Origin of the sequence: Bacillus sp. FSL R12-0074, assembly GCF_038005725.1 — a bacterium.
In the GTDB taxonomy this organism is placed as follows: Bacteria; Bacillota; Bacilli; order Bacillales; family Bacillaceae_G; genus Bacillus_A; species Bacillus_A mycoides.
Genome location: NZ_JBBOTR010000001.1, coordinates 394,297 through 419,551 on the forward strand (window position 1 = coordinate 394,297; position 25,255 = coordinate 419,551).

The following is a 25,255-nucleotide window of genomic DNA, read 5'->3' on the forward strand; positions in this document are numbered from 1 at the left end:
CCTTAACGATTAAAGTTTCACTTTATCTTTGTGAGAAATAAATAAGGCATAAGAATAAGGAAACTACATAGAGTTCAATGAAAACAGTTGCAAACTATTCATATTTTGTTATGATAGTGTTACGAAAACGTTTGCATAAAAAATCCGATGGGATGCAAAAGGAGAGAATTAGTATGAATAAGACATGGTGGAAAGAAGCTGTCGCTTATCAAATTTATCCACGTAGCTTTATGGATTCAAATGGTGATGGTATTGGAGATTTACAGGGGATTATTGCAAAGCTGGATTATTTAAAAGATTTAGGTATAGATGTAATTTGGATTTGTCCAATGTATAAATCACCTAATGACGATAATGGTTATGATATTAGTGACTATCAAGATATTATGGATGAATTTGGTACGATGGAAGATTTTGATATGCTACTAGATGAAGTTCATAAGCGTGACATGAAGCTTATTATTGATTTAGTTATTAATCATACAAGTGATGAACATCCATGGTTTATTGAATCAAGTTCTTCTAAAGACAATCCGAAGCGTGATTGGTATATTTGGCAGGATGGTAAAGACGGCGCGGAACCAAACAATTGGGAAAGTATCTTTAATGGTTCTGCATGGGAATATGATGACGTGACAGAGCAATATTATTTACATTTATTCTCGCGTAAACAACCAGATTTGAACTGGGAGAATAAAGAAGTTCGTGAAGTTTTATATGATACTGTTAATTGGTGGCTTGATAAAGGTATTGATGGTTTCCGCGTCGATGCGATTAGTCATATAAAAAAAGAAGATGGCCTGAAGGATATGCCAAACCCAAAAGGGTTAAAGTATGTGCCTTCTTTTGACAAACATATGAATGTAAATGGTATTCAGCCATTACTAGAAGAATTAAAAGAAAACACATTTGCTAAATACGATATTATGACTGTTGGAGAAGCAAATGGTGTGAAAGTTGAAGATGCTGATCTTTGGGTTGGAGAAGAGAATGGTAAATTCAATATGGTATTCCAATTTGAGCATTTAAGCTTATGGGATGCAGAAAAGAAGAAAGATCTTGATGTTGTTGAGTTGAAAAAAGTATTAACAAAGTGGCAAAAAGGTTTAGAAAATAAGGGATGGAATGCTTTATATATTGAAAATCATGATAAGCCACGTATTGTGTCTACTTGGGGAAATGATAAAGAATATTGGCGTGAAAGTGCAACGGCTTTAGGAGCGATGTATTTCTTTATGCACGGCACACCGTTTATTTATCAAGGACAAGAAATTGGTATGACAAATGTTCAGTTCCCAAATATTGAAGATTACGATGATGTAGCAATTAAAAATTTATATCGTGAGAAAATTGCAGAGGGCGTATCACATCAAGATATGATGGAAATTATATGGGCTTCTTGCCGCGATAATTCACGTACACCTATGCAGTGGAATGATGAAATGAATGCTGGCTTCACAACAAGTACACCTTGGTTTAGCATGAATCCAAATTACAAAGAAATTAATGTTGAAAAGCAAAAAAATGAAGAAAAGTCTATTTTCAATTTCTATAAGAAAATGATTGCCTTGAAAAAAGAGCACGATGTACTGAACTACGGTACGTACGATTTACTTTTAGAAGACGATCCACAAATTTATGCATATACACGTACGCTACAGGATGAAAAAGTCATTGTAATTAGTAATATCTCAAAAGAGGAAGCTGTGTATAATGAGAGTTTATTCGCATTAGAACGCAAACGTTTGCTTTTAAATAACTATGAAGTTGCGGAACATGAACAAATAATTACAATCACGTTGAAACCTTATGAAACAAGGGTTTATCGCATTTCATAATGAAAAAGGATGCTCCTTGAGCATCTTTTTTTATGAAAAAAAATAAATTTCTATTGCAATGTGAAAACGCTTTTATTAAAATAGATTTATGAAAACGGTTGCGTAAAGGAGAAAAAGAAACATAAGGAATCGTTTTCATAAGAGAAACAGAAATTATAATTTAAATCATTATGTTGTTATAAATAAAGGGGAGGAAAAACAGATGAAAATTACGTCTTTTGATTTTTGGCAAAAGTTCGGGAAAGCGTTACTAGTTGTTGTAGCTGTAATGCCAGCAGCTGGTTTAATGATTTCCATCGGTAAGTTAATTGGGATGTCTGCTGGGGATGTTAACGCAGTTCATACCATTGCTCGAGTAATGGAAGACATCGGTTGGGCAATTATTACAAATCTACACATCTTATTCGCAGTAGCAATTGGGGGATCTTGGGCGAAGGATCGAGCAGGTGGTGCATTTGCAGCACTATTAGCATTCGTCTTAACAAACAGAATTACAGGAGCTATATTTGGTGTAAACGCTCAAATGTTAACGGATTCAAAAGCGACAGTTTCTTCGTTTTTAGCAGGAGATTTACTTGTAAAAGATTACTTTACTTCTGTACTTGGTGCACCAGCATTAAACATGGGAGTTTTCGTAGGGATTATCACAGGTTTCTTAGGAGCTACTTTATATAACAAATACTACAATTATAATAAACTGCCACAGGCATTAGCATTCTTTAATGGAAAACGATTCGTACCATTCGTTGTAATTGTTTGGTCTACAGTCACTGCGATTGTATTATCACTTGTATGGCCATTTATCCAAAGTGGATTAAATGAATTTGGTCGCTGGATTGCAGCATCTAAAGATAGTGCACCAGTTATTGCACCGTTTGTATATGGAACGTTAGAACGTTTATTATTACCATTTGGATTACATCATATGTTAACGATTCCGATGAACTACACAGAGCTAGGCGGAACATATACGATGTTAACAGGCTCAAAGGTTGGACAAATTGTAGCGGGACAAGATCCGTTATGGCTTGCATGGATTACAGATTTAAATAACTTATTAGCAAATGGAGATACGAAAGCATATAACGATTTATTAAATAACGTTGTACCAGCTCGTTTCAAAGCTGGACAAGTTATCGGCTCAACGGCAGCGTTAATGGGGATTGCGTTTGCGATGTTCCGTAATGTTGATAAAGAAAAACGTGCAAAATATAAACCAATGTTCTTATCAGCTGCATTAGCAGTATTCTTAACAGGTGTAACAGAACCAATTGAATTCATGTTCATGTTTATTGCACCGGTATTATATGTTGTGTATGCAATTACAACAGGACTTGCATTCGCATTAGCGGATTTAATTAATTTACGTGTTCATGCATTTGGATTTATTGAGTTAATTACACGTACACCAATGATGATCAATGCAGGTTTAACGAGAGATTTAATCAACTTTGTCATTGTTTCATTAGTGTTCTTCGGCCTTAACTTTACGTTATTCAACTTCTTAATTAAAAAATTCAATTTACCAACGCCAGGGCGTGCAGGTAACTATATTGATAATGAAGATGAGTCAACAGAAGGAACAGGAAATGTACAAGATGGTTCATTAGCAACAAAAGTTATTGATTTATTGGGCGGAAAAGATAATATTGCTGACGTAGATGCTTGTATGACACGTTTACGTGTAACAGTAAAAGATTTAGATGCCGTTGCACCAGAAGTACAATGGAAACAAAATGGTGCTTTAGGACTTATTGTAAAAGATAAAGGTGTACAAGCAGTATATGGCCCGAAAGCTGACGTATTAAAGTCAGATATTCAAGATATGTTAGGTGCGTAATAATATGAAATTGCTAACTTTAAATTGTCACTCTTGGCAAGAAGAGAATCAAATTGAAAAAATAAAGTATCTTGCTAAAGCAATTCAAGAAGAAGATTATGATGTGATCGCATTGCAAGAAGTAAGTCAGTCTATACAAGCTGAAAATGTATGCGGTAACAAGAAAAAAGATAATTTTGGACTTTTACTGCTAGAAGAGTTAAGAGCATTAAATGTAAAAGAATACAATATTATTTGGGATTTCTCTCATATTGGATATGATGTGTACGAAGAAGGATTAGCAATTATAACAAAGCACAACATTGTAAAGGAAGATACGTTCTTTGTCTCAGAAAATAAGGATACAACGTATTGGAAAACACGCAAAATTGTAAGTGCAACAATTGCTTATAATGATAAGAATATAACGTTTTATTCTTGCCATCTCGGTTGGTGGAATGATGAAGAAGAATCATTCAAAGACCAAGTTGATCGTTTAATGGAGCGTGTAAATAGCAATGAACTTTCCTTCTTAATGGGTGATTTTAATAACAATGCTCGTTTGGAAGGAGAGGGTTATGAGTATATGATGCAAAAAGGTTTATATGACACATATGAACTAGCGATAGAGAAGGATGAAGGAACAACTGTCCAAGGAGAGATTGCTGGTTGGGATGAAAATAAACAAAACTTACGAATCGACCTAATATTAAGCAATCAAAGTAAAACAGTTAATTCTTCAAAAGTCATTTTTAATGGAGCAAATCGAAATGTAATTTCTGACCATTTCGGTGTAGAAGTACAATTAGATATATAATAGAAGAAATCCTCACAGATAATGAAAAGCTGTGAGGTTTTTTTGATAAATACAAGTATTCCCAAGAGAAAATACTTGTATTTTTTATGACATTTCCTATATATTTGTTATTATTGAATGTAAAACTAATTTGGTCATTTTGTATGCATACTTTTTTTACTTCGTTATATAATGAAGTAAGTGAAATATTTAATGGGAAAAATAGTATGTTTTCGTTTAATCCACGATGTAGAAAGTGATATAATTACAAAATGTATGTATCATTTTCTAAAGAAGGAAAAATATATAATTAGGTGATAACTTTTATGAAACAAATTTGGCGTATTTATAAGACAGATTTACGGAATGTAGCCAAACATTGGGCTGCAATTGTTATTGTTTTAGGGTTAATGATTTTACCATCGTTATATGCATGGTTTAACATTAAAGCTTCTTGGGATCCTTACGGAAATACGAAAGGAATCCAAATTGCAGTTTCTAACCAAGATGTTGGATCAAATTTAAGAGGGAAAGATATTAACATCGGGGAAGAAATTGTAGATTCACTTAAGAAGGACAAAAATTTCGGGTGGAAGTTTGTTGATGAAAAGCAAGCAATTTATGGAGTAGAGCGTGGAGATTATTCCGCAAGTATTACTATTCCAAAAGATTTTTCTGAAAAGATTGCAACGGTCTTGAATGAAAATCCACAGAAACCAGAACTTGATTACTATGTAAATGAAAAAGTAAATGCGATTGCACCGAAAATTACAGCTAAAGGTGCATCGGGTCTTACAGAAGAGGTTAGTAAAAACTTTGTTAAAACAGCAAACGGTGAGATTTTTAAAATCTTCAATGACCTTGGAATCGATTTAGAAACTAACTTACCGAGCATCGAAAAAGTAAAAGATCTTGTATTTAAATTAGAAGCGCAGTTCCCAGAAATGAATACACTTATGGATAAGGCGTTAGATGATGCGACTCGAGCGGAAGATATCGTGAAAGTAGCACAAAAAGATCTACCTGTTGTAGAGAGTGTAATAAATGATGGGCAAGAAGCGTTGGCAAATTTAGATAAGTTCTTTGCAAGACAAGATCAAACATTAAAGAATGCTCCAGGAGCGATAAGAAATGATTTAGTAGCAGCCAAAGGTGTTATGGATAGCGCAGCTGCATTTACTGACTTTTTAATGAATCCGGGTGTAGATTTAAATATCCCTGATTTTTCTGGAATGAATGGATTACCTGAATTCCCGGCGAGACCGGATCTTTCTAAGTTGAACAATGATGGTTACAAAAGTATAGCGCAAAATATTAATCAAACAGTAAATAATGTTTTAAGTTCATCCCGTGCAGGAACGGCTTATGGGAAAAGTGTTGTAAATGGATTGCAAAATGGAAAATTTGATCCGGAACAAGCAAAGAAAGATTTAAATGCGGTATCAGATCAATTACAATCTCGTACAGAGGGTATTTCGTATCTTATTAATGTATTTACCGAACTTCAGAAATCAGTAACGACTGATTTTGGTAAAAGCTTTTTCCAAGGACGAGTGGATCGCCTGACGAAGCTTAAAGGCGGTATGGAAAATGCAAATAACGGTATTAAAGATATTGTAAATGCTATTGGTACAGGACAAGAAGTAAAGAAAGATGTAACAGATGTAGCTAATCAAAAATTAGATGCAGCAAATGCGTTAATTGATCAAGCTGAAAAAGATTATAATGAAACATTTGTAGCAGATTATAAAAAAGCAGTTAGCACAGTAGATCAAGCTAAAGCTGATGCAAATGCAGCATATGATAATGCAAAATCAGATTACGATAAAGTAAAAAATGGCATTGAAGGTGCAAAAGCTGATTTGCAAAAGGCGAAAGAAGATGTAAAAAATAGAGGTATTAACGATTTAGATTCAACGAAAGTAGCTTTAAATAGTTTAAATGGTCAATTCCAATCTGGAATCGGTTTAATTGATGATATGATTCCAGTTCTAGAAAGCACAAATAAGGTTTTAGCAGATGTAAATAGTGATAAAAACCTTAATAATGGAATTGCAAAATTAAATAAAGCGAAAAGCAGTTTGCAAAAAGGTGTAGAGGCAACGAATAAGGGGATTACACTTCTTAACAATGGCCAGAAACCTACAAAAGATGTAATTGAAAGTATTAACAATGCAGCAAAAGGTGGAGCAGCTCAATTAGCAGATGTATTGTCCACGTATGATTCAGAAATTGTCCCGAACTTTAATACAGCAATTGCTCGTACAAAAGAGATGTCGAAAAATACAACTCAAATTTTAAATGATGCAGACAAAAAGCTTCCAGATGTTAAAAAATTACTAGAAGATTCATCCAAAGGCTTAGTAGACGGTAGAAAGAAATTAGCAGACATTAAAGCTGAAATGCCGGAGACTGAGAAAAAGATTAAAGAATTAGCAGATAAAATTCGTGATTTTGAATCTGAAGAGGATATAAAAGACATCATACGCTTATTAAAGAATGATGTTGAAAAGCAAAGTGACTACTTTGCAAATCCAGTAAATTTAAAAGAGAATAAATTATTTGCAATGCCGAACTACGGTTCAGCAATGTCACCATTCTATACAGTGCTTGCATTATGGGTAGGCGCATTATTAATGGTTTCATTATTAACGGTAGAAGTACACGAAGAGGGCGCGAATTATAAGAGCCATGAAGTTTACTTCGGACGTTTATTAACATTCTTAACGATAGGTCTTTCACAAGCGTTTATCGTATCAATGGGAGATATATTCTTACTCGGTACGTACGTAGTCGATAAGTTCTGGTTTGTGTTATTTAGTTTATTTATTGGGGGAGTATTTGTTTGTATCGTGTACTCACTCGTTTCTATTTTCGGAAACGTTGGGAAATCGATGGCGATTATTTTACTTGTACTACAAGTAGCAGGATCGGGCGGTACGTTCCCAATTCAAATGACACCACCATTCTTCCAAGCGATTTATCCGTTCTTGCCATTCACATATGCTATTAGTGCAATTCGTGAAACAGTAGGTGGAATGCTTTGGGATATAGTAACTAGAGATTTACTTGTGTTAAGTGCTTTCGTAGTAATCATGGTTGTGGCTGCATTATTACTGAAAACACCAATTAACAAATCAAGTGAAAAGTTTGTTGAGAACGCAAAAGGAAGTAAAATTATTCATTAAAAATAAAAGGTTCCTACCGATAGTGGTAGGAACCTTTTTGTTTAATCAAATTTTAATTTCTTTAATGCTTCTGCGAATGGATTGTTTAATGGTTCTTCTTCTTTGTTCTGCTGTTTCATATATTTTTGAACGTCGCGTTTATCAGCTTTGCTGCCGGATTCTTTTTTACGTCTCTCTTGGAATGTAGAAAGTTTCTCACGATAGCCACATTTACATGCGAAAATTTGGCCTGCTCCTTCACCACGAAGTTCTAGTTTCTTTTTACACTGAGGACAGCGTGCATTTGTAGTGCGGGATACATTTTTACGGTGACCACATTCGCGATCTTGGCATACAAGCATTTTACCTTTTTTACCGTTTACTTCTAACATTGGTTTACCACAGTCTGGACAAGACTTCGTTGAAATGTTGTCGTGTTTATATTTCTTATCACTCGATTTAATTTCAGCAACAATTTCTTTCGTATAGTTCTTCATTTCTGAAATGAATACTTCTTTCTTTAATTTTCCTTTAGCGATAGCTTCTAACTTTTGCTCCCATTCACCAGTTAGTGTAGGAGATTTCAGTTCTTCTGGCACTAAATCAAGTAACTGACGGCCTTTTGAAGTAATGTGAATATCTTTACCACGTTTTTCAAGCAAGAACGAATTGAATAACTTGTCGATAATATCAGCTCGTGTAGCTACAGTACCTAATCCACCAGTTGACTTTAACGTGTCAGCAAGTTGTTTGTTTTGCGTATCCATGTATTTTGTTGGGTTTTCCATCGCTGAAAGTAATGTTGCTTCATTAAAACGTGCAGGTGCTTTCGTTTGACCTGATGTTTGGACAATTAGTTTTATGTTTAATGTAGCGCCTTTTTCGATGCGAGGTAAGATTTGTTCTTTTACATCATCGCTTGCATCATCATCTTCAAATCGATTTTCATAAACCTCTTTCCAACCAGCATGTAAAATCGTTTTTCCGCGTGCGATGAACGTTTCGTCACCAATTTTCGTGCGCAATGTTAGTTGTTCATATTCAAAGGCCGGGAATAAAACAGCTAAGAAACGTTTTACAACTAAGTCATAAATTTTACGTTCTTTATCTGTGAAAGCTGAGAAGTTTACATAGCTCTCTGTTGGAATAATGGCGTGATGATCACTTACTTTACTATCATCAACAAATGATTTATTAGATTTTACAGGTTTCTGCAATACTTTATGTGCTAAAGGACGGTATTCTCCAACTCCGCAAGCCTTCAGACGCTCTGGAAGTGTTCCGACAATATCAGATGAAATATAGCGTGAATCTGTACGAGGGTACGTTAAAACTTTATGCTGTTCATATAATTTTTGCATAATGTTTAATGTTTCTTTCGCAGAGTAACCAAATATTTTATTCGCATCACGTTGTAGCTCAGTTAAATCGTAAAGACCAGGAGCGAACGATTTCTTTTGTTTTTTATCAATGTCTACAACAGTAGCATTTTGTTTACTAATTTTGTTCACGATTGCATCAGTTTTTTCTTTATTAAAGCTACGGCTATTTCCTTTTGTATCTTGCCAAGTTAGCTTTAATCTCTCAGCTGTTTGAGCTTCGATACCATAGTAAGTTTGAGCTTTGAAATGTTTGATTTCATCTTCACGGCTTGCAATCATGGCTACAGTAGGTGTTTGAACACGACCACAATTTAGTTGGGCATTAAAGCGAGTAGTTAATGCTCGAGTCGCATTAAGTCCGATATACCAGTCAGCCTCTGAACGTGCGACAGCTGAAGCGTATAGATTGTCATATGCTTTTCCTGGTTTTAAATTTGCGAAGCCATCTTTAATTGCTTTATCGGTAACAGATGAAATCCATAGACGTTTAATCGGTTTCTGCATTTTAACTTTATCGATAATCCAGCGTGCGACCAACTCGCCCTCACGACCGGCGTCAGTAGCTATAATGATTTCATTTACATCTTTTCTAAGAAGCTGACTTTTTACAGCGTTAAACTGTTTCCCTGTTTGTTTAATAACGGTTAGTTTTAAACGCTCCGGTAGCATTGGTAAATCTTCTAAATTCCACTGTTTATATTTCACATCATAGCTTTCTGGATCAGCTAATGTAACGAGATGACCTAAAGCCCAAGTAACAATATATTTACTACCTTCAAGATAGCCGTTCCCTTTTTTATCACATTTCAGTACACGTGCGATATCACGTGCAACAGAAGGTTTTTCAGCAATTACAATACTTTTTGCCATATTTAAAAACATCCTTTCAAATTTCCATACGTTAAATATAGCATACATCTTTGTTCTATTCAGTCTTGCTGACGGTTTGAGTTATTTGTGGTGAAATATACGTGTGAGAGTTTTACTTATATAAAGGCGAAGAATGGTTGAACCAGGAGAGTTCTGATCTCTATCATTCTATAAAAGTAAAGAACTTGTTATTTTACTAGAATAAGAGTAGACTTTGAAGTAGATGAATAATAAACACATGGGAGTTTGTGGATGCAAACTGAGAGTATGACTAGTCCGTCATTGACCATTTGAACCTGTTGGATAATGCCAGCGTAGGGAGAGTGTAAAAGCACATGTTCAGGCACTTTGCGTACGCGCAAAGTGCCTTTTTGTGTATCTCCCATTACTATAGTTAGGAGATGAAAAGGATGAATATGAAAGAAATTAGTAAAGTAGTGGATTTGGTGAGAGAGTCTAATCCACTCGTGCATAATATTACAAATGTTGTTGTAACAAATTTTACAGCAAACGGTTTGTTAGCATTAGGAGCATCACCTGTAATGGCGTATGCAAAAGAAGAAGTAGCAGAAATGGCTAGCATTGCGGGGGCCCTTGTTTTAAATATGGGTACACTTCGTCCTGAAGAGGTAGAAGCGATGTTACTTGCTGGTAAATCAGCAAATAAGAATGATGTACCAGTATTGTTTGATCCAGTTGGGGCAGGAGCAACTTCTTATCGAACAGAAGTTGCGAGATATATTCCAGCTGAAATCGATTTAGCTGTTATCCGCGGAAATGCGGCTGAAATAGCTAACGTTATTAATGAGAAATGGGAAATTAAAGGTGTAGATGCTGGTACTGGAAACGGTAATGTTGTAAATATTGCAAAACAGGCAGCGGATGAATTAAATACAGTTGCGATAATTACTGGACAAGAAGATGTTGTTACAGATGGAGAGCGAACTATTCTTATTCGAAATGGCCATCCTATTTTAACGAAAGTTACTGGAACAGGTTGTTTACTAACTTCTGTAATAGGAGCATTTGTAGCGGTAGAAAAGGATTATGTAAAGGCAGCAGTAGCCGCATTAACATTCTATGGAGTAGCAGCAGAAGTAGCGGCTTCGAAAACAGTAGAGAATGGACCAGGAAGCTTTCAAATTGAATTTTTAAATCAGTTAGCGAATACAACTTCAGATGATATTGAGAAGTATGGAAAGATTGAGGTTATACAGTAGGGAGAGGAACTAGATGTCGCGCATTACAATGGATGAAATGTCTAGGTTATTACCAGTATATTTTATTATGGGAAGTAACAATTGTACGAAGGAGCCACTACAAGTATTGAGAGATGCACTAGAAGGTGGTATAACAATTTTTCAACTTCGTGAAAAGGGAGAAGGGGCTTTAACGGGAGAGAAACGTATTGATTTTGCGAAAGAACTACAAGCGCTTTGCAAGGAGTACGGTGTACCATTCATTGTAAATGATGATGTGGAACTAGCCCTCGAGTTAGATGCAGATGGCGTGCATGTTGGACAAGATGATGAAGGAATTACATCTGTTCGTGAAAAGATGGGAGATAAAATTATCGGTGTATCTGCCCATACAATTGAAGAAGCACGCTTTGCAATTGAAAACGGGGCTGATTATTTAGGAGTTGGCCCTATTTTCCCAACGAGTACAAAAAAAGATACGAAAGCTGTGCAAGGAACGAAAGGTTTAGCCCACTTTAGAGAACAAGGAATTACAATGCCGATTGTTGGTATTGGTGGGATTACAATTGAAAATACTGCTTCCGTTATAGAAGCGGGTGCGGACGGTGTTTCAGTTATTTCAGCAATTAGTTTAGCGGAATCTGCTTATGAAAGTACGAGGGAATTAGCTGAAGAAGTAAATAAAAGTTTGTAGAAAAAGGCCATGTAATATTTTAAATGCTATATGGAGGAATAGACTGCCAAAAAGTTTAAACAAACGTTTGATTAAAAAAGCACAAACCTTTTTAAATAAAGGTTTGTGCTTTTTCTTTAAAACATAATGGAAATTAAGAGCATCCCAATTCCGATAGAAGTGAATGTTGCAATCAGGCCCGGAATCATAAAGCTATGATTTAAAACATATTTACCAATTCCTGTTGTACCAGTACGGTCAAAGTTAATTGCAGCAACGATTGTCCCGTAGTTTGGAATGAAGAAATATCCATTTACTGCAGGGAACATCGCAATAAGTAATGCTGGCGGAATACCAAGTGATAGTCCGAGTGGCACTAAAGCACGAACTGTTGCTGCTTGGCTATACAGTAAAATAGATAGAATGAATAGTGCAATAGCAAATAGCCATGGTGCACTTGTCACTAAGTGTTGAATTGATCCTTGAATTATATTTAAGTTTCCGTTGAAGAAAGTATCTCCCATCCAAGCGATACCAAAAATAGCAACAACTGCTGTTGCGCCTGCTTTAAAGACGTTACCAGTTACAATGCTTTCCACATTTGGTTTACAGAAAATAATAATAAGAGCAGCAATGGTTAACATGACCATTTCAATTGTGTTTGGCATGGAAAGACGAGCTAACTTCCCGTCAACCATCCATCCCGGACGAAGGGCTTCAAATGAACCAAGAAGTACGACAAGGAAAGTTCCTACTAGGAAAAGAATAACTGATAATTTAGCGCCTTTTACACCCGCAAATTCTTTTTTCTCTTCAAGTTTAGGGATCATTCCCTCTTTTAATCGCTTCAAGTATTCAGGGTCTTCATTTAATTCTTTTCCCATTTTACTAGCAACGAATGCAGCTACCATACAAGCAATGAAAGTAGAAGGGATACTGACTTTTAAAATATCTAACAAGGTGATTTTATAGTCGGCTAACATTGCTAAAAGTGCAACTGTTGCAGCCGATATTGGACTAGCTGTAATTGCCTGCTGGGAAGCGATAACGGCAATTGACATTGGTCGTTCAGGTCTAATTCCTGATTCGCGAGATACTTCGGCGATAACGGGAAGTACAGAATAAGCGACATGACCAGTTCCCGCGCATAGCGTGAATAAATAAGTAACAATAGGAGCAAAAAATGTAATACGCTTTGGATTTTTTCGTAATGCTTTCTCAGCAAGGTAGACAAGGTAATCCATTCCTCCAGCAGCTTGCAAAGCACCGGCAGCTGTAATTACTGCTAAAATCATAAGCATTACATCAATAGGAGGGGCTGTAGGTTGTAAGTGGAAGACGAAAACAAGTATTGCCATACCAACGCCACCCATTACTCCTAGACCAACTCCGCCTAGGCGTGCGCCAATAAAAATGCAGAGTAGTAACGTAATAAATTGTAGCCAAAACATGATAAACTACCTCCGAAATTCGTAAGTTAAGATATATTCGAATAATTTAATTTGAATGAAAATTAAATAAACATCCGTAATAATCCTTATTTTATATACATTTTTTATTATATAACACAAGAAATGTAACATTCACGTACTTTGTTAAATTATTTCGAAAAAATAATACATTAAAACTTTATATTTGCATCTTTAAATGGATGGACATTTTAATTTTTATGTTGTAATATTTGGAAGAGAATATTTTAATTCTCATAGAACTCCCATATCGTTCAACTCGTTCAGCGAGAAAGGCAAACTTATGGAAACATGAGGACGCAAAACTACAGGGGCTAAGGTCGAAGGGCTAAGCTAGCCAGTTGCCGGACGGATAGGGTTGGTTTTGGCCAATGCTTTTTCATTGGTCTTTTTTTTTTGGTTTTTATTTGAGAATTGTTATCAATTAAAGTTGTGTTTTGAAATTATTATTTTGTATTAACTGAATTAAGGAAGGTAATGTGCATGAAAACATATTGGCATAAGCTATCGTTTCTTCAAAAGAATGTATTGTTAACTGTATTAGTTATTTTGACGCTTGTTGGTACTATGGGAGCGTTAAGTTTTAACATGTTTCAAAATAGTATGATGTCTATATTCGAAAGGCATTCTTTTGAAACTGGAGATACGGTATTACATAAATTAGACGCAGAAATATTGAGGGATGTTGCAAAAGACCCAACGGCAGAAAGAGAAAAGAGAGAGAAGTTAACAGAGAAATTAGATGAATCAACGAAAGAATTGAACAGTGTTGGACAAACGTATATTGTTGGAGCGAAAAAAAATGAAAAAGGTGAGTTACAAATCGTCGATTTGTCTACAGGTTTAGCAAATGTTGTTGAAGTAAAGCCGGGAGACTATTACAAACAACCAGATCGTTGGATGAAAGCATATGATAAAGTAATGAGCACGAAAAAAGCAAACATAACAGAAGTATATGAAGACGCATTAGGATCATGGGTAACGATATTAGAGCCAATTAAAGATGGAGAAGATAATATTGTGGCAATTGTTGCAGCCGATCTAGATGCCTCTATTGTTCCTATTACAAAGGAAAACTTCATTATACAAGGTTTAATGTTTATTTGTATTTCGGTTTTAATTGCAACTGTTATTCAATTCTTAATTGTGCGTAACGCACTTGCTCCATTGCGAGATTTACGTGAAGGATTGCGCAAAGTCGGTGAAGGTGATTTAAGTATTAAATTAGAGGAAAGACCAGATGATATTGGTATTATTAATGCGTATTTTAATAATACCATCGAGAAGTTTAAAGGAATTATAGATAAAGTGAAGCAGACAGCAGAACAGGTTTCCTCATCTTCACAAGAATTGTCAGTGAGTACGAAAGAGAATAGCATGGCAGTTCAAGAAATCGTAAGTTCTATGGTTGGGTTAAGAGCTGGCGCTCAATCACAAGAAACTTCAGTACCACAGTATTTAGGCATTGTATATGAAATGGAAGATAAGATGGAAGAGATAAAGAATGCTGCAGAACAAATGTCGAAAGAGTCTGAAGGTATGGAGCGTCATTCAGTAAAAGGAAATGGTGTTATTGAACAGGCGATTAATCAAATGAACATAATACAAAATGCAGTACAAGATTTATCTTCTATCATTTATTCTTTGGAAACAAGATCAAAAGAAATTAGTGATATTGTAAATGTAATTACAGGCATTTCAAATCAAACTAATTCGCTAGTTTTAAATGCTTCTATTGAAGCTTCGCGTGCTGAGGCAACCGGAAAGGGGTTTGCCGTTGTTGCTGATGAAGTGCGTAAATTAGCAGAGCAGACGGAAGCATCAGCAAAGGATATAGCAAAATTAATAGGGGAAACACAAGCTGAAACGGAAGAAGCTGTTGTTTCAATGCAAAAAGCTTCAAAAGAAGTAGAATCTGGAATTAAACTTGTTGAAAGTAGTGGTGCTTTCTTTGAAAAAATTTCAAAATCAGCACAATCTGTTACAAATCAAGTTAGAGCTGTTTCTAGCAATTCAAGTGATATTTTGCAAAATAGCCAAAATATTGTTCGTGTTGTAAATGAACTATCACATATCGCAAATATGTATGCGAATAGTAGTAGTAATATTGAAGAGAGTATGAAAGAACAGGAAATGTCTGTACAAGATATTGCTGAATTAGCTAGTTCTTTAAGTTGGCTTTCACAGGAGTTACAAGAGTTAATTGGGGAATTTAAAAGTTAAATGAAATGATTATACATGCTTTTGTTTGTTCAATAAAATAAATCATGCTACAATGAAAACGAATTAAGAACCGGGGAGCCAATTGGCTGAGAGGATGTAAGTATACATCGACCCTCAACCTGATCTGGATAATGCCAGCGTAGGGAGTTACTTTAAAGTGATGTAGCATAAGTTATTATAGAATAACTTGTATACAAGGCTTTCCTACATGGTAGGAAAGCCTTTTCTTTTTTTGAAACCATATTTTGTAAGGGGGATTTTATTATGTCACAACAAGTTACAATTTCATTTTCAGTAGTACCACAAGCGAAGAACAAAGATGTGTATTCCGTTGTTGATAAAGCAATTGAAGTTGTACAACAGTCGGGAGTTCGTTATGAAGTAGGGGCAATGGAAACAACGTTGGAAGGAGAATTAGATGTACTTCTTGACGTCATTAAACGCGCGCAACAAGCTTGCGTCGATGCTGGAGCAGAAGAAGTAATCACTTCTATTAAAATTCACTATCGTCCAAGTACAGGCGTAACGATTGACGAAAAAGTTTGGAAGTACCGTGATGAATATGCAAAACCAGAAGCGATCTAAAATAATCACAACAATTTGGCTTATCCTTCTCATTGCTATATGGGAAGGATCTGTTTCATTATTTAAAATTGAGCCGTGGATTTTACCGAAGCCGTCTGCAATTGTGCAAGAGTTAATTGGAATGAAAGATTTACTATTACCGAATACAGTGCAAACGTTACAGGAAGTAATAATTGGGTTGTTTTTTGCAATTTTACTTGGGACGAGTATTGCTATCATTATGGATGTCATCCCTTTATTTCGGATTTTAATGAATCCATTGCTCGTTATTTCGCAAACAATTCCAATCGTTGTGCTCGCACCATTATTTATTATTTGGTTTGGATACGGAATGTTGCCAAAAGTAATGGTTGTTATTCTTGTTTGTTTCTTCCCAATTGCGCTTAGCATTTTAGAAGGTTTCCAAACGGTAGATAAAAATATGCTGAAACTGTTACAAACAATGAAGGCAACGAAATGGCAAGTTTACCAGAAAGTAAAGTTTCCAGCAGTACTCCCATACTTTTTCTCAGGTTTAAAAATTGCTGTTACATATAGTGTGATGGGGGCGATTATTGGGGAATGGCTTGGTGCCAGCGAAGGATTAGGAGTTATGCTTACAAGAGCAACAAAATCCTTTTTAACGGCTCGAGTATTTGGTGTTGCAGCGATTATCGTCATGGTGACATTATGTCTGTACTTTATTGTTGAATTTATGGCAAGAATAACAGCACCATGGATATACAGAAAGGGCGGCAGAAAATGAAAAAAGGTTTAAAAATTATGTTAGCTGCATTATTAGCAGTAACTGTTGCTGGATGTAATCCGGCGAAGAAAGAAGAAAGTTCAAGTAAAGATAAAAAAGTAAAAGTCGTTTTAGATTGGTTTCCAAATACGAATCATACTGGCTTATATGTAGCGCAAACGAAAGATTATTACAAAAAGCAAGGGCTTGATGTAGAAATTATCCAGCCTGGTGATAATGTAACGGCAGAGCAGATGATTGCTTCTGGGAAAGCAGACTTTGCGATAAGCGCACAAGAAAATGTAACATTAGCTCGTGTTGAAGGAATCCCAGTTGTTTCTGTTGGTGCAATTATTCAGCATAATACCTCTGCTTTTGCATCTCTAAAAAAAGATAATATGACGTCACCGAAAGATTTTGAAGGTAAACGTTATGGCGGCTGGGGGGGACCAGCAGAAGAAGCGACGTTAAAGACGATTATGGAGAAACATCAAGCTGATTTTAATAAAGTTGAAAAAATTATTCTTGGACAAACAGATTTCTTTAAATCAATCGGTCGTGATGCAGACTTTGAATGGATTTATTATGGATGGGATGGAATTGAAGCGAAGCGTCAAGGAAAAGAGTTAAATACAATTATGGTAAAAGACTTAGATCCAGCGCTTGATTTCTATAGTCCTGTTATTATTACAAGTGAAAAACATACGAAGCAAGATAAAGATTTTGTGAAAAAATTTATGACGGCAACGACAGAAGGTTATGATTTTGCAATTAAAGAACCGAAAGAAGCTGCGGATATTTTAATTAAAGCTGTTCCAGATGTGAATAAAGAATTAGTACAAGAAAGCCAAAAGTGGTTAAGTACAAAGTATCAAGATGATGCAAAAGCGTGGGGAGTACAGAAGGAAGAGATTTGGACAAATTACATGAATTTCTTATATGACAACAAAGTTATTAAAAAGAAAATCGATGTAAAAGATGCCTTTACAAATGAATTCCTTCCAAGTGAAAAATGAGTGGATTACAAATAAAAGATGTTGTAAAAGCTTTCGATGGAAAGAATGTATTAGCAAATATTAGTGCTTCTATACAAGAGGGAGAGTTTGTCTCTTTTGTAGGTCCGAGTGGTTGTGGAAAAAGTACATTATTAAATATGATTGCAAGTGTTGAAGAGCCAACGAGCGGAGAAGTGTTTTATAACGAGGAGTATGTAAAAAAACAAGATGTTGTTAGTTATATGCCGCAACAAGATTTATTACTACCGTGGCGATCGGCTTTGCAAAATATCGTTCTTCCATTGGAAATCGAAGGGAAGCCTAAAAAACAAAGGCTGACAGAAGGAATGGAAGCATTAAAGCAATTTGAGCTAGATGAATACGCAGATCATTATCCAGATGAGTTATCAGGTGGAATGCGTCAAAGAATTAGTTTCCTTCGTACGTATTTATGTGAAAAGCCAATTATGCTGCTGGATGAGCCTTTTGGAAAATTAGATGCATTTACAAAAATGGAAGTACACAGTTGGCTTTTAAATTCTTGGCATCAAGAAAAGCAAACAATTGTTATGGTTACACATGACTTAGATGAGGCAATTTTACTTTCTGATCGCATATTTATTTTATCTCAAAGACCAGCATCAATAGTTGGCGAGGTCCAAGTGGAATTACCTAGGCCGCGAACGATGGATATGTTAACATCTCTTGAGTTAAAGAAGGATAAGGAAGAAATTTTAAGAGTATTGGCTCCTTACATGAAAAAATAGAAAAAAGTCTTTTAACAGTTTTTTGTATAATTGCTGTTAAGAGGCTTTTTTCTATTGAAGGAGAAAGATGAAATCTATAGGGGAAATAGTGGGTTCATTAACATCGGATAAATTGGAAGAAGGAACAAAAGAAAAAGTAGAGAATAGAATATAACAGAGTGGTTTATACTCTTAATATAACAAACGTTAAAGGAGTGAAAGGATAAAATGACTTTATCAACTGTTCTTCAAATGGTTTTAGCTTGATACGGGAGAAGTCTGCCCATTTTTAAAGATGAAGCTAAATTGAAGACAGCAGGTAAAGAACCTTAATCCTTTTTTACGATAATATGTAATGGGTAAGGTGTATTCACCTTACCCATTTTTATATGTATAACTAAATAAGGCTTTATACTGTTGTTCTCTCTATTTAGCTTATGGATCATAAGAAAAGGAGAGAGAAAAGATGAGTATATTAACAGTAGAAAATGTAAGTCATTCATATGGTGAGAAAACCATTTTATATAATACGTGCTTTCGATTATTAAAGGGCGAACATGTTGGGCTAGTAGGGAAAAATGGAATTGGAAAATCAACATTATTACGCTTGTTAACGGGAGAACTTATACATGATGATGGAAAAATTGAATGGTTTCCACATGTGAAGATTGGCTTTTTACAACAGCGTATAGATTTACAAGAAGGCATAACAATTGAAGAATACTTGCAAAGTGCGTTTTCTAACCTGTATGAGTTGGAACGTGACATGTTAAAACTTACAGAAGAGATGGCTGGAGCAGGAGAAGTAGCGAAATTGTTAGTAAGGTATGGAGAGTTACAAACTATATTGGAGAATTCTAATTTTTATCAAATTCATACAGAAATTGAGGAAGTAGCAACAGGCTTAGGCTTGTTTGAAATAGGATTGGAAAAGGATGTTTCAAAGTTAAGTGGTGGTCAGCGGACAAAGTTGTTACTTGGGAAACTCCTTTTAGAAAAAGCGGATGTTTTATTATTAGATGAGCCAACTAACTATTTAGATACAGCACATATAGAATGGTTGCAATCATATTTACAAATGTATGAAAAAGCTTATATTATCATTTCGCATGATGAAATATTTTTGAACAATATTACGAATGTTATTTATCATCTAGAAGAACGAAAGGTTAAGCGCTATGCGGGAGATTATGAAACCTTTTTGCAAAGTTATCAATTACAAAGGAAACAATTACAAGCGGCGTATGCGAAACAACAAAAAGAAATTGCACATTTAGAGGGTTTTATTCAAAAAAATAAAATTCGTAAAGCGAAACAAGCGAAAAGTCGTGAAAAAGTATTAGAGAAAATGAAAAAGGTTGAAAAGGTTAACGATGTACCTCGCGTCCGTTTTGATTTTAATGTTTATACTGAGCCAGTGAGTCGTATATTACAGGTAGAGAAACTGAAAATTGGTTATGGTGAACCGTTATTTCGGGAATTGGATTTTCAAGTGAAAAAAGGGGAAAAGATTGCGATTATTGGTCAAAATGGGATTGGAAAAACAACAATGTTAAAAACATTACTAGGACAAATAAAACCGTTAGGCGGCTCAGTTTCTGTTGGGGAACGAGTAAAACCCGCTTATTTTGCACAAGAGGAATTTTCCTCAGAAATAACTGCACTAGAAAGAGTATGGGCAGGGAGACCAGATATGACAAGAAAAGAAATCCGACAAGCATTAGCAAAGTGCGGATTGAAAGAAGAACATGTATTAAAACCTATCCAGTTATTAAGTGGAGGAGAACAAACAAAAGTACGATTATGCGAACTTATCGTAACTAAAAGCAATGTTTTAATTTTAGATGAACCAACTAACCATTTGGATACAGAGACTAAGACGGATTTACAGGAAGCGTTAAAACAATATAAAGGTACAGTTTTAATTGTTTCACATGAGCCCTCTTTCTATGAAGCATGGATAACGAAAATATGGAATATCGAAAAATGGAACGTTTAACAATAATCACAAAGAAAAGGCATTAGCTTTTATGAGCTAATGCCTTTTCTTTGTGATTAACATGATTTTCAAGAACTCTCAAATGAGAATTGTATGAAAAAGAACTCTTATGGTGCGCTTATAAGCGCACCATAAGAGTTCTTTTTCTTTGGTTATATTTATAATAATACTAGATGCCTTTCCCTAATAGGCTACTATCTTTTTTTATATATATAGATAGTTTGAAATAGAATGGAAATGATTCCTATATGTAAAGGATAATGTGATTAGTATGGGAAGACAATAGAACTTAAAGGAAATTCATGTAAAATTCAGATGAACTTCACGCGAACTTCATAATGGAAACTAAATATAACTATAATAGGTTATTATAATATAAAATGTGATTTTTCATAAAATTAAAAGTTTGAATTTAGGATAGAGCACTCAAACCTAAATTCAAACTTTAGTGAAATAATTAATGGAGGTTACGTTTAGTTTTCGTTAATGGATGCATTTACAAGTTCGGCGGGATTGCCTGTTCCTGCCCCTCCGATTGTAACTGATCCACCAGGAGGAATTTCACCATTCCATCCTGCATTCGTAATTACGTAATGATTATTTATTTTACTACTAATTTTAGAATCCCAAACTTGTGTTAAATTGCCGTTATAATCAAATTCTAATTTCCAGTTTTTAATAGGGGTCGTTCCGCTATTTTTAATTATAATTGAGAAGTTGTAACCACTTCCCCAATTTGAAGTGACTGAAAAGGTAGCATTGCCATTTCCACCAGGAGGTGTTGTGTTAGCATCATCTGTTTTTATAAGAATAGAAGTAGGTTGTGATTTGTTACCAGCAGCATCTTTTGCTAATATTGAAAATGTGTATTCTGTATTAGGTTTCAAGTTTTTAATTGTAATGCTACTTGTTGTTGTACTCCATTTCTCTTCTCCGGCAGTAATTTCATATTCAGTAACGCCTACGTTATCAGTAGATGCAGTCCAGTTTAATTGAACTGAGTTTGAATTTTTATTTGTAACAGCAATATTTTTTACGTTTGTTGGTGGTTCAGTATCTTTTTGAGTAATAAGTCCACCAAGTAATTCTTTTACTAGCGTATCAAGTAATTTTGGTCCACTGCAACTATATTTTGGACTTGTACGGCAATCCCCGCTTAGTTCCCAAAACATTGCGCCACTTAAACCCTTTGTCTTTATATAGTCTGTTTTATATTTCATAGATTCATTGTCATCATAGCTAATAAAGGTTCCTGTAGTCGCATTATATAAATAAGGTACTTTCGCTACATCGTTCCATCCGCGAACAAAACCATTTTTATTCACATAATTAGATGCTAAATCACCATAATCGTACACACCTGTGTCACCGGTAGAATAATCATCCCAAGTACCTTTAGAAGCGAGCTTTCCGTCACTACCTGGTTTACAAGGTTGGTATTGCCCATTATTTTCTTTTCCGCAACTTTTCCATCCACGTCCGTAAAAAGGTACACCTAATACGAGTTTATCCGCTGGAACCCCTTCATTTGTATAAATGTCTATCGCACCATCTACGTAAAATTTCGTATCCGCTGCGGGGTCATTTGGATCTTTGTATAGTGCAGCATTATGGTTAGAAGTAGCTTCCCATCCACCGTGGAAATCGTATGTCATAATATTAATCCAATCCAGTATTTGAGAAATCTTCTTTAGCTCTGTATGATCCGCATAACGTTGGCTTGCACCTGACGCGATTGTTAGTAAATATTGTTTACCATCTTCTGCACCAGCTTTCGTTAATGCATTTCGAACATCTTGAAGCAGAAGGGTGAAGTTTTGTTTATCTTCAGGACGATAACTACCACCAGGAATCGTTTCAACACCCGGGTATTCCCAGTCTAAATCAACGCCATCAAATCCATATTCGCGAAGAAAAGCTACTGTAGATTCAGCGAATACTTTTCTTGTTTTTTCATCAGCGGCCATATCAGAAAAGCGGTTAGACCAAGTCCAGCCACCAACTGAAATAATTGTTTTTAAGTGAGGATACTTAGCTTTTAATCGTTTCAGTTCTCCGAGATTTCCACAGCGGGCATATTTATCACAATCTTCCCAAGTTGTACCCGATCCCGGATAAGATTTTGTGACATCAGCCCATGGTTCACCGAGTACGAGAGTGCCATTAGGGACCTCTTTATTTTGCAGTGGTACACCAAATTCTTTACAGTTCCACGTTTGTTTATTTGGATTATCGGGGTGAGTAGAAGGGTTTCCATGTTTTCCATTCCAGCAAATATCAGCGAAAGCATAGTTTAAATGAGTTAGCTTTGATGCATCAATGTCTGCAACTTGATAATTACGTCCGTAAACGCCCCATGAAGGAAAATACCCAACAATTTTTTGACCTTGCTTTGGTGAATCTGCTAATGCGAAATTTGGAGTAATAAAGTTTGTGAGAAAAAGAGGTAAGAAAAGTAGTAGGGATAGTAATAGCAGCGTGAATTTTTTTGATCTCATAGTCATTTCTCCTTTCAAAATAAAAGATATATTTAAAGGCATGCGCCAATAAACCAAAGTGAATCTAGACGTATGAAACGTCTAGAGAAAAATGATCAGACATCACGAGGTCTATACAAGGGAGCTGGGGGTGATTAAATCGTAGCAAATACAAGATTTGGTGTAAACGCTTTATTTGATTCGCAAAGATTTTCTCAATATTAAATGGCTCTAATACAGACTACACATGAAAATAAAATATTGATTAGGGAGGAAAAGGCTCCTTGTAATTAAATTTGAGAAAAAATTGTATAAAGTCAATTTGTAATAGCGTAGCAAGATGAGAAAATATCATGTAAAATAATAGTAAAAATATGTAAAGGAGCGAATGGTGTGGATGTCTTTTTGAGCATTGCTGAAGAAAAAATTCGACAAGCAATACGGAATGGTGATCTCGATCATATTCCGGGGAAAGGAAAACCACTACAATTAGAAGACCTTTCAATGGTACCTCCAGAACTTAGAATGAGTTATAAAATCTTGAAAAATGCAGGTATGATTCCACCAGAAATGGAACTACAAAAAGATATATTAAAAATAGAAGACTTAATTGCGTGCTGTTATGATGAAGTAGAGAGAAAAGAATTACAAGAAGAGTTAACAGCAAAAACGCTGCGTTTTCAGCAGGTAATGGAAAAGAGAAAGATTAAAGAGAGTTCAGCTTTTCGTATGTATCAGGGTAAAGTATTTCGTAAATTACGCTAAGAGGGATAAGATGAATACATTTGAAACGATAGAAGAATTAGCGACATATATTGAAGGACAACAATTAGTACTGCTGTTTATTAAAACGGAAAATTGTGGTGTTTGTGATGTTATGTTAAGAAAAGTAAATTGCGTATTAGAGAATTATGATTACGTAGAGAAAGTAGAAATATTACTACAAGACATGCAAGAGATTGCGGGGCGATATGCAGTATTTACAGGGCCAACAGTTTTATTATTTTATAATGGAAAAGAGATCCTTCGTGAATCGCGCTTCATTTCACTTGAAAATTTAGAGAGAACCATTCAATTATTCGAAGATTAAGGGAGGCTTTTATATGGAATTTATTATTGTCATACTATTATTTGTTGTAGTTGGAACGATCGTAACAGCAGTTCGATCAAACAAAAAGAAGGTAAATCTTACAAAACAAAATAACATTCATAATTCATCCAACAGCTCATCACCATTATTTTTCTTTGCTGGATCGGATAATGATAGCTCGCACGATGGCGGTTCACATGATTGCGGAGGTTCTTTTGGTGGAGATAGTGGAGGTAGCTGCGGTGGTGGAGGCGGCGGTGATTGATGAGAATACGCCTTATAGGGGGGCGTATTTCTTTTTAAACAAACGTTTGATTAGTTGGCTTACATATGCATAAAAACAGTTAAACAAACGTTTGATTAAATATTTTTAACATGCTAGGAGAAATGAAAAGGGAACCGTATTTCTTACTAAATGAGGATTTAAATTTGGAATAATACATATGATTCGAATGTGGTTTGAAAGTACGTTTTCTTAAATAAGGAGTATAGCCTCTTGCGATAGAGGTTTTTTATTTGTTATTATTAGACTGAACGGTCGGTTTAAAGAGGTGTGAATATGAGAAGAAGCGCAGAAGAGATAAAGAAAGAAATTGCCTATAAAGCAGAAAGTCTGTTTTCACAGAAGGGCTATGCAGCTACATCTATGGAAGAGATTTGTGAAATTACAGAGAGAAGTAAAGGAAGCATTTATTATCACTTTAAAAGTAAAGAAGAATTATTTTTATTTGTAGTGAAACAGCATACGTATGATTGGCTTGAAAAATGGAATGAAAAAGAGAAGTTGTATAGTACTAGTACTGAAAAACTATATGGTCTCGCGGAATATTATGTAGAGGACATACAGCAACCCATTTCAAATGCAATAGAGGAATTCTCTATGAGCCAAGTTGTAAGTAAAGAAATTCTGGATGAACTGTTAGCTTTAACTAGAGAATCATATGTTATGGTTGAGAAATTAATTGAAGCAGGTATACAGTCTGGAGAGTTTCAAGAAGATGATACGCGTGATCTTATGTATATTGTGAATGGATTATTATCGGGGCTTGGAGTACTTTACTACGAGTTAGATTATAAAGAGCTGAAACGTATTTATAAAAAGGCAATAGATGTATTGTTAAAAGGAATGGCAGCTGAATAATAGGTCAGTTGCTTTTCTTACAAAATAAATTAGACCGAACGGTCGGTTTATGAAAGGGGAAT

Annotated in this window: 19 protein-coding genes and 3 riboswitches; of the genes, 16 read left to right on the forward strand and 3 right to left on the reverse strand. The window is 35.2% G+C overall.

Features of this window, described 5'->3' with window-relative positions:
• Positions 1-173 precede the first annotated feature (173 nt).
• The 4 genes from NSS97_RS02090 (at position 174) to NSS97_RS02105 (ending at position 7,641) form a co-directional block, all read left to right on the forward strand.
• Positions 174-1,838: a glycoside hydrolase family 13 protein gene (locus tag NSS97_RS02090; RefSeq protein ID WP_341111376.1), complete on the forward strand. Its 1,665-nt coding sequence runs from the start codon at positions 174-176 to the stop codon at positions 1,836-1,838.
• A gap of 202 nt (positions 1,839-2,040) precedes the next feature.
• Positions 2,041-3,678: a PTS transporter subunit IIBC gene (locus NSS97_RS02095; protein ID WP_044444308.1), complete on the forward strand. Its 1,638-nt coding sequence runs from the start codon at positions 2,041-2,043 to the stop codon at positions 3,676-3,678.
• Positions 3,679-3,682: 4 nt separating this feature from the next.
• The gene (locus NSS97_RS02100) at positions 3,683-4,474 is read left to right on the forward strand and encodes an endonuclease/exonuclease/phosphatase family protein (protein WP_341111378.1); all 792 of its coding nucleotides are present in this window, start codon (positions 3,683-3,685) and stop codon (positions 4,472-4,474) included.
• Between the two features lie 305 nt (positions 4,475-4,779).
• Positions 4,780-7,641, forward strand: coding sequence for a YhgE/Pip domain-containing protein (locus NSS97_RS02105; protein ID WP_341111381.1), 2,862 nt, complete (start codon positions 4,780-4,782; stop codon positions 7,639-7,641).
• Positions 7,642-7,682: 41 nt separating this feature from the next.
• Here NSS97_RS02105 and topB read toward each other — a convergent pair whose 3' ends face one another.
• On the reverse strand, positions 7,683-9,872 hold the full coding sequence (gene topB, locus NSS97_RS02110) for a DNA topoisomerase III (protein ID WP_341111383.1): 2,190 nt from the start codon (positions 9,870-9,872) through the stop codon (positions 7,683-7,685).
• A 228-nt stretch (positions 9,873-10,100) separates the two neighbouring features.
• Positions 10,101-10,210, forward strand: a riboswitch (TPP riboswitch).
• 72 nt (positions 10,211-10,282) lie between these two features.
• Here topB and thiM point away from each other — a divergent pair.
• On the forward strand, positions 10,283-11,092 hold the full coding sequence (gene thiM, locus NSS97_RS02115) for a hydroxyethylthiazole kinase (protein ID WP_002091241.1): 810 nt from the start codon (positions 10,283-10,285) through the stop codon (positions 11,090-11,092).
• A 13-nt stretch (positions 11,093-11,105) separates the two neighbouring features.
• Positions 11,106-11,765: a thiamine phosphate synthase gene (gene thiE, locus NSS97_RS02120; protein ID WP_044444310.1), complete on the forward strand. Its 660-nt coding sequence runs from the start codon at positions 11,106-11,108 to the stop codon at positions 11,763-11,765.
• A gap of 116 nt (positions 11,766-11,881) precedes the next feature.
• Here thiE and NSS97_RS02125 read toward each other — a convergent pair whose 3' ends face one another.
• Positions 11,882-13,195 (reverse strand): anaerobic C4-dicarboxylate transporter, encoded by a 1,314-nt coding sequence (locus tag NSS97_RS02125; protein WP_341111384.1) that lies wholly within the window; start codon positions 13,193-13,195, stop codon positions 11,882-11,884.
• Between the two features lie 282 nt (positions 13,196-13,477).
• Positions 13,478-13,562: riboswitch (cyclic di-GMP riboswitch) on the forward strand.
• Between the two features lie 134 nt (positions 13,563-13,696).
• On the opposite strand from NSS97_RS02125, the gene NSS97_RS02130 reads away from it, so the two are divergent.
• The 6 genes from NSS97_RS02130 (at position 13,697) to NSS97_RS02155 (ending at position 20,485) form a co-directional block, all read left to right on the forward strand.
• Positions 13,697-15,436 (forward strand): methyl-accepting chemotaxis protein, encoded by a 1,740-nt coding sequence (locus NSS97_RS02130; RefSeq protein ID WP_061688646.1) that lies wholly within the window; start codon positions 13,697-13,699, stop codon positions 15,434-15,436.
• A 61-nt stretch (positions 15,437-15,497) separates the two neighbouring features.
• A riboswitch (TPP riboswitch) is annotated at positions 15,498-15,599 on the forward strand.
• A 101-nt stretch (positions 15,600-15,700) separates the two neighbouring features.
• Complete coding sequence (locus tag NSS97_RS02135) at positions 15,701-16,021, forward strand: MTH1187 family thiamine-binding protein (RefSeq protein WP_000082898.1); 321 nt, start codon at positions 15,701-15,703, stop codon at positions 16,019-16,021.
• On the forward strand, positions 15,993-16,766 hold the full coding sequence (locus NSS97_RS02140) for an ABC transporter permease (protein WP_002091231.1): 774 nt from the start codon (positions 15,993-15,995) through the stop codon (positions 16,764-16,766). Before NSS97_RS02135 ends, NSS97_RS02140 begins: the two co-directional genes overlap by 29 nt.
• On the forward strand, positions 16,763-17,761 hold the full coding sequence (locus tag NSS97_RS02145) for an ABC transporter substrate-binding protein (protein WP_002124979.1): 999 nt from the start codon (positions 16,763-16,765) through the stop codon (positions 17,759-17,761). Before NSS97_RS02140 ends, NSS97_RS02145 begins: the two co-directional genes overlap by 4 nt.
• Entirely contained in the window at positions 17,758-18,507 is a 750-nt protein-coding gene (locus NSS97_RS02150; protein WP_341111386.1) for an ABC transporter ATP-binding protein, read from the forward strand. Before NSS97_RS02145 ends, NSS97_RS02150 begins: the two co-directional genes overlap by 4 nt.
• A 445-nt stretch (positions 18,508-18,952) precedes the next feature.
• Complete coding sequence (locus NSS97_RS02155) at positions 18,953-20,485, forward strand: ABC-F family ATP-binding cassette domain-containing protein (RefSeq protein WP_341111387.1); 1,533 nt, start codon at positions 18,953-18,955, stop codon at positions 20,483-20,485.
• Positions 20,486-20,958: 473 nt separating this feature from the next.
• On the opposite strand, the gene NSS97_RS02160 is transcribed toward NSS97_RS02155, so the two are convergent.
• Positions 20,959-22,983 carry a glycosyl hydrolase family 18 protein gene (locus tag NSS97_RS02160; RefSeq protein WP_341111390.1) on the reverse strand — a complete coding sequence of 675 codons (2,025 nt, stop codon included), beginning with the start codon at positions 22,981-22,983 and terminating at the stop codon, positions 20,959-20,961.
• A gap of 372 nt (positions 22,984-23,355) precedes the next feature.
• Here NSS97_RS02160 and NSS97_RS02165 point away from each other — a divergent pair, with 372 nt between their 5' ends.
• The 4 genes from NSS97_RS02165 (at position 23,356) to NSS97_RS02185 (ending at position 25,193) form a co-directional block, all read left to right on the forward strand.
• On the forward strand, positions 23,356-23,727 hold the full coding sequence (locus NSS97_RS02165) for a DnaJ family domain-containing protein (protein WP_044444313.1): 372 nt from the start codon (positions 23,356-23,358) through the stop codon (positions 23,725-23,727).
• Positions 23,728-23,737: 10 nt separating this feature from the next.
• Positions 23,738-24,052, forward strand: coding sequence for a thioredoxin family protein (locus NSS97_RS02170; RefSeq protein WP_002063639.1), 315 nt, complete (start codon positions 23,738-23,740; stop codon positions 24,050-24,052).
• 13 nt (positions 24,053-24,065) lie between these two features.
• A complete protein-coding gene (locus tag NSS97_RS02175) occupies positions 24,066-24,317 on the forward strand; it encodes a hypothetical protein (RefSeq protein ID WP_000394370.1) in 252 nt (83 codons plus the stop codon).
• Between the two features lie 294 nt (positions 24,318-24,611).
• Positions 24,612-25,193, forward strand: a complete 582-nt coding sequence (locus tag NSS97_RS02185) for a TetR/AcrR family transcriptional regulator (protein WP_002124986.1) — start codon at positions 24,612-24,614, stop codon at positions 25,191-25,193.
• Positions 25,194-25,255 lie beyond the last annotated feature (62 nt).

Excerpts from the sequence above, each read along its gene's own strand:
- NSS97_RS02090 (WP_341111376.1), top strand. The coding sequence starts at position 174 with ATGAATAAGACATGGTGGAAAGAAGCTGTCGCTTATCAAATTTATCCA.
- NSS97_RS02095 (WP_044444308.1), top strand. The coding sequence starts at position 2,041 with ATGAAAATTACGTCTTTTGATTTTTGGCAAAAGTTCGGGAAAGCGTTA.
- NSS97_RS02100 (WP_341111378.1), top strand. The coding sequence starts at position 3,683 with ATGAAATTGCTAACTTTAAATTGTCACTCTTGGCAAGAAGAGAATCAA.
- NSS97_RS02105 (WP_341111381.1), top strand. The coding sequence starts at position 4,780 with ATGAAACAAATTTGGCGTATTTATAAGACAGATTTACGGAATGTAGCC.
- topB (WP_341111383.1), bottom strand. The coding sequence starts at position 9,872 with ATGGCAAAAAGTATTGTAATTGCTGAAAAACCTTCTGTTGCACGTGAT.
- thiM (WP_002091241.1), top strand. The coding sequence starts at position 10,283 with ATGAATATGAAAGAAATTAGTAAAGTAGTGGATTTGGTGAGAGAGTCT.
- thiE (WP_044444310.1), top strand. The coding sequence starts at position 11,106 with ATGTCGCGCATTACAATGGATGAAATGTCTAGGTTATTACCAGTATAT.
- NSS97_RS02125 (WP_341111384.1), bottom strand. The coding sequence starts at position 13,195 with ATGTTTTGGCTACAATTTATTACGTTACTACTCTGCATTTTTATTGGC.
- NSS97_RS02130 (WP_061688646.1), top strand. The coding sequence starts at position 13,697 with ATGAAAACATATTGGCATAAGCTATCGTTTCTTCAAAAGAATGTATTG.
- NSS97_RS02135 (WP_000082898.1), top strand. The coding sequence starts at position 15,701 with ATGTCACAACAAGTTACAATTTCATTTTCAGTAGTACCACAAGCGAAG.
- NSS97_RS02140 (WP_002091231.1), top strand. The coding sequence starts at position 15,993 with ATGAATATGCAAAACCAGAAGCGATCTAAAATAATCACAACAATTTGG.
- NSS97_RS02145 (WP_002124979.1), top strand. The coding sequence starts at position 16,763 with ATGAAAAAAGGTTTAAAAATTATGTTAGCTGCATTATTAGCAGTAACT.
- NSS97_RS02150 (WP_341111386.1), top strand. The coding sequence starts at position 17,758 with ATGAGTGGATTACAAATAAAAGATGTTGTAAAAGCTTTCGATGGAAAG.
- NSS97_RS02155 (WP_341111387.1), top strand. The coding sequence starts at position 18,953 with ATGAGTATATTAACAGTAGAAAATGTAAGTCATTCATATGGTGAGAAA.
- NSS97_RS02160 (WP_341111390.1), bottom strand. The coding sequence starts at position 22,983 with ATGAGATCAAAAAAATTCACGCTGCTATTACTATCCCTACTACTTTTC.
- NSS97_RS02170 (WP_002063639.1), top strand. The coding sequence starts at position 23,738 with ATGAATACATTTGAAACGATAGAAGAATTAGCGACATATATTGAAGGA.
- NSS97_RS02175 (WP_000394370.1), top strand. The coding sequence starts at position 24,066 with ATGGAATTTATTATTGTCATACTATTATTTGTTGTAGTTGGAACGATC.
- NSS97_RS02185 (WP_002124986.1), top strand. The coding sequence starts at position 24,612 with ATGAGAAGAAGCGCAGAAGAGATAAAGAAAGAAATTGCCTATAAAGCA.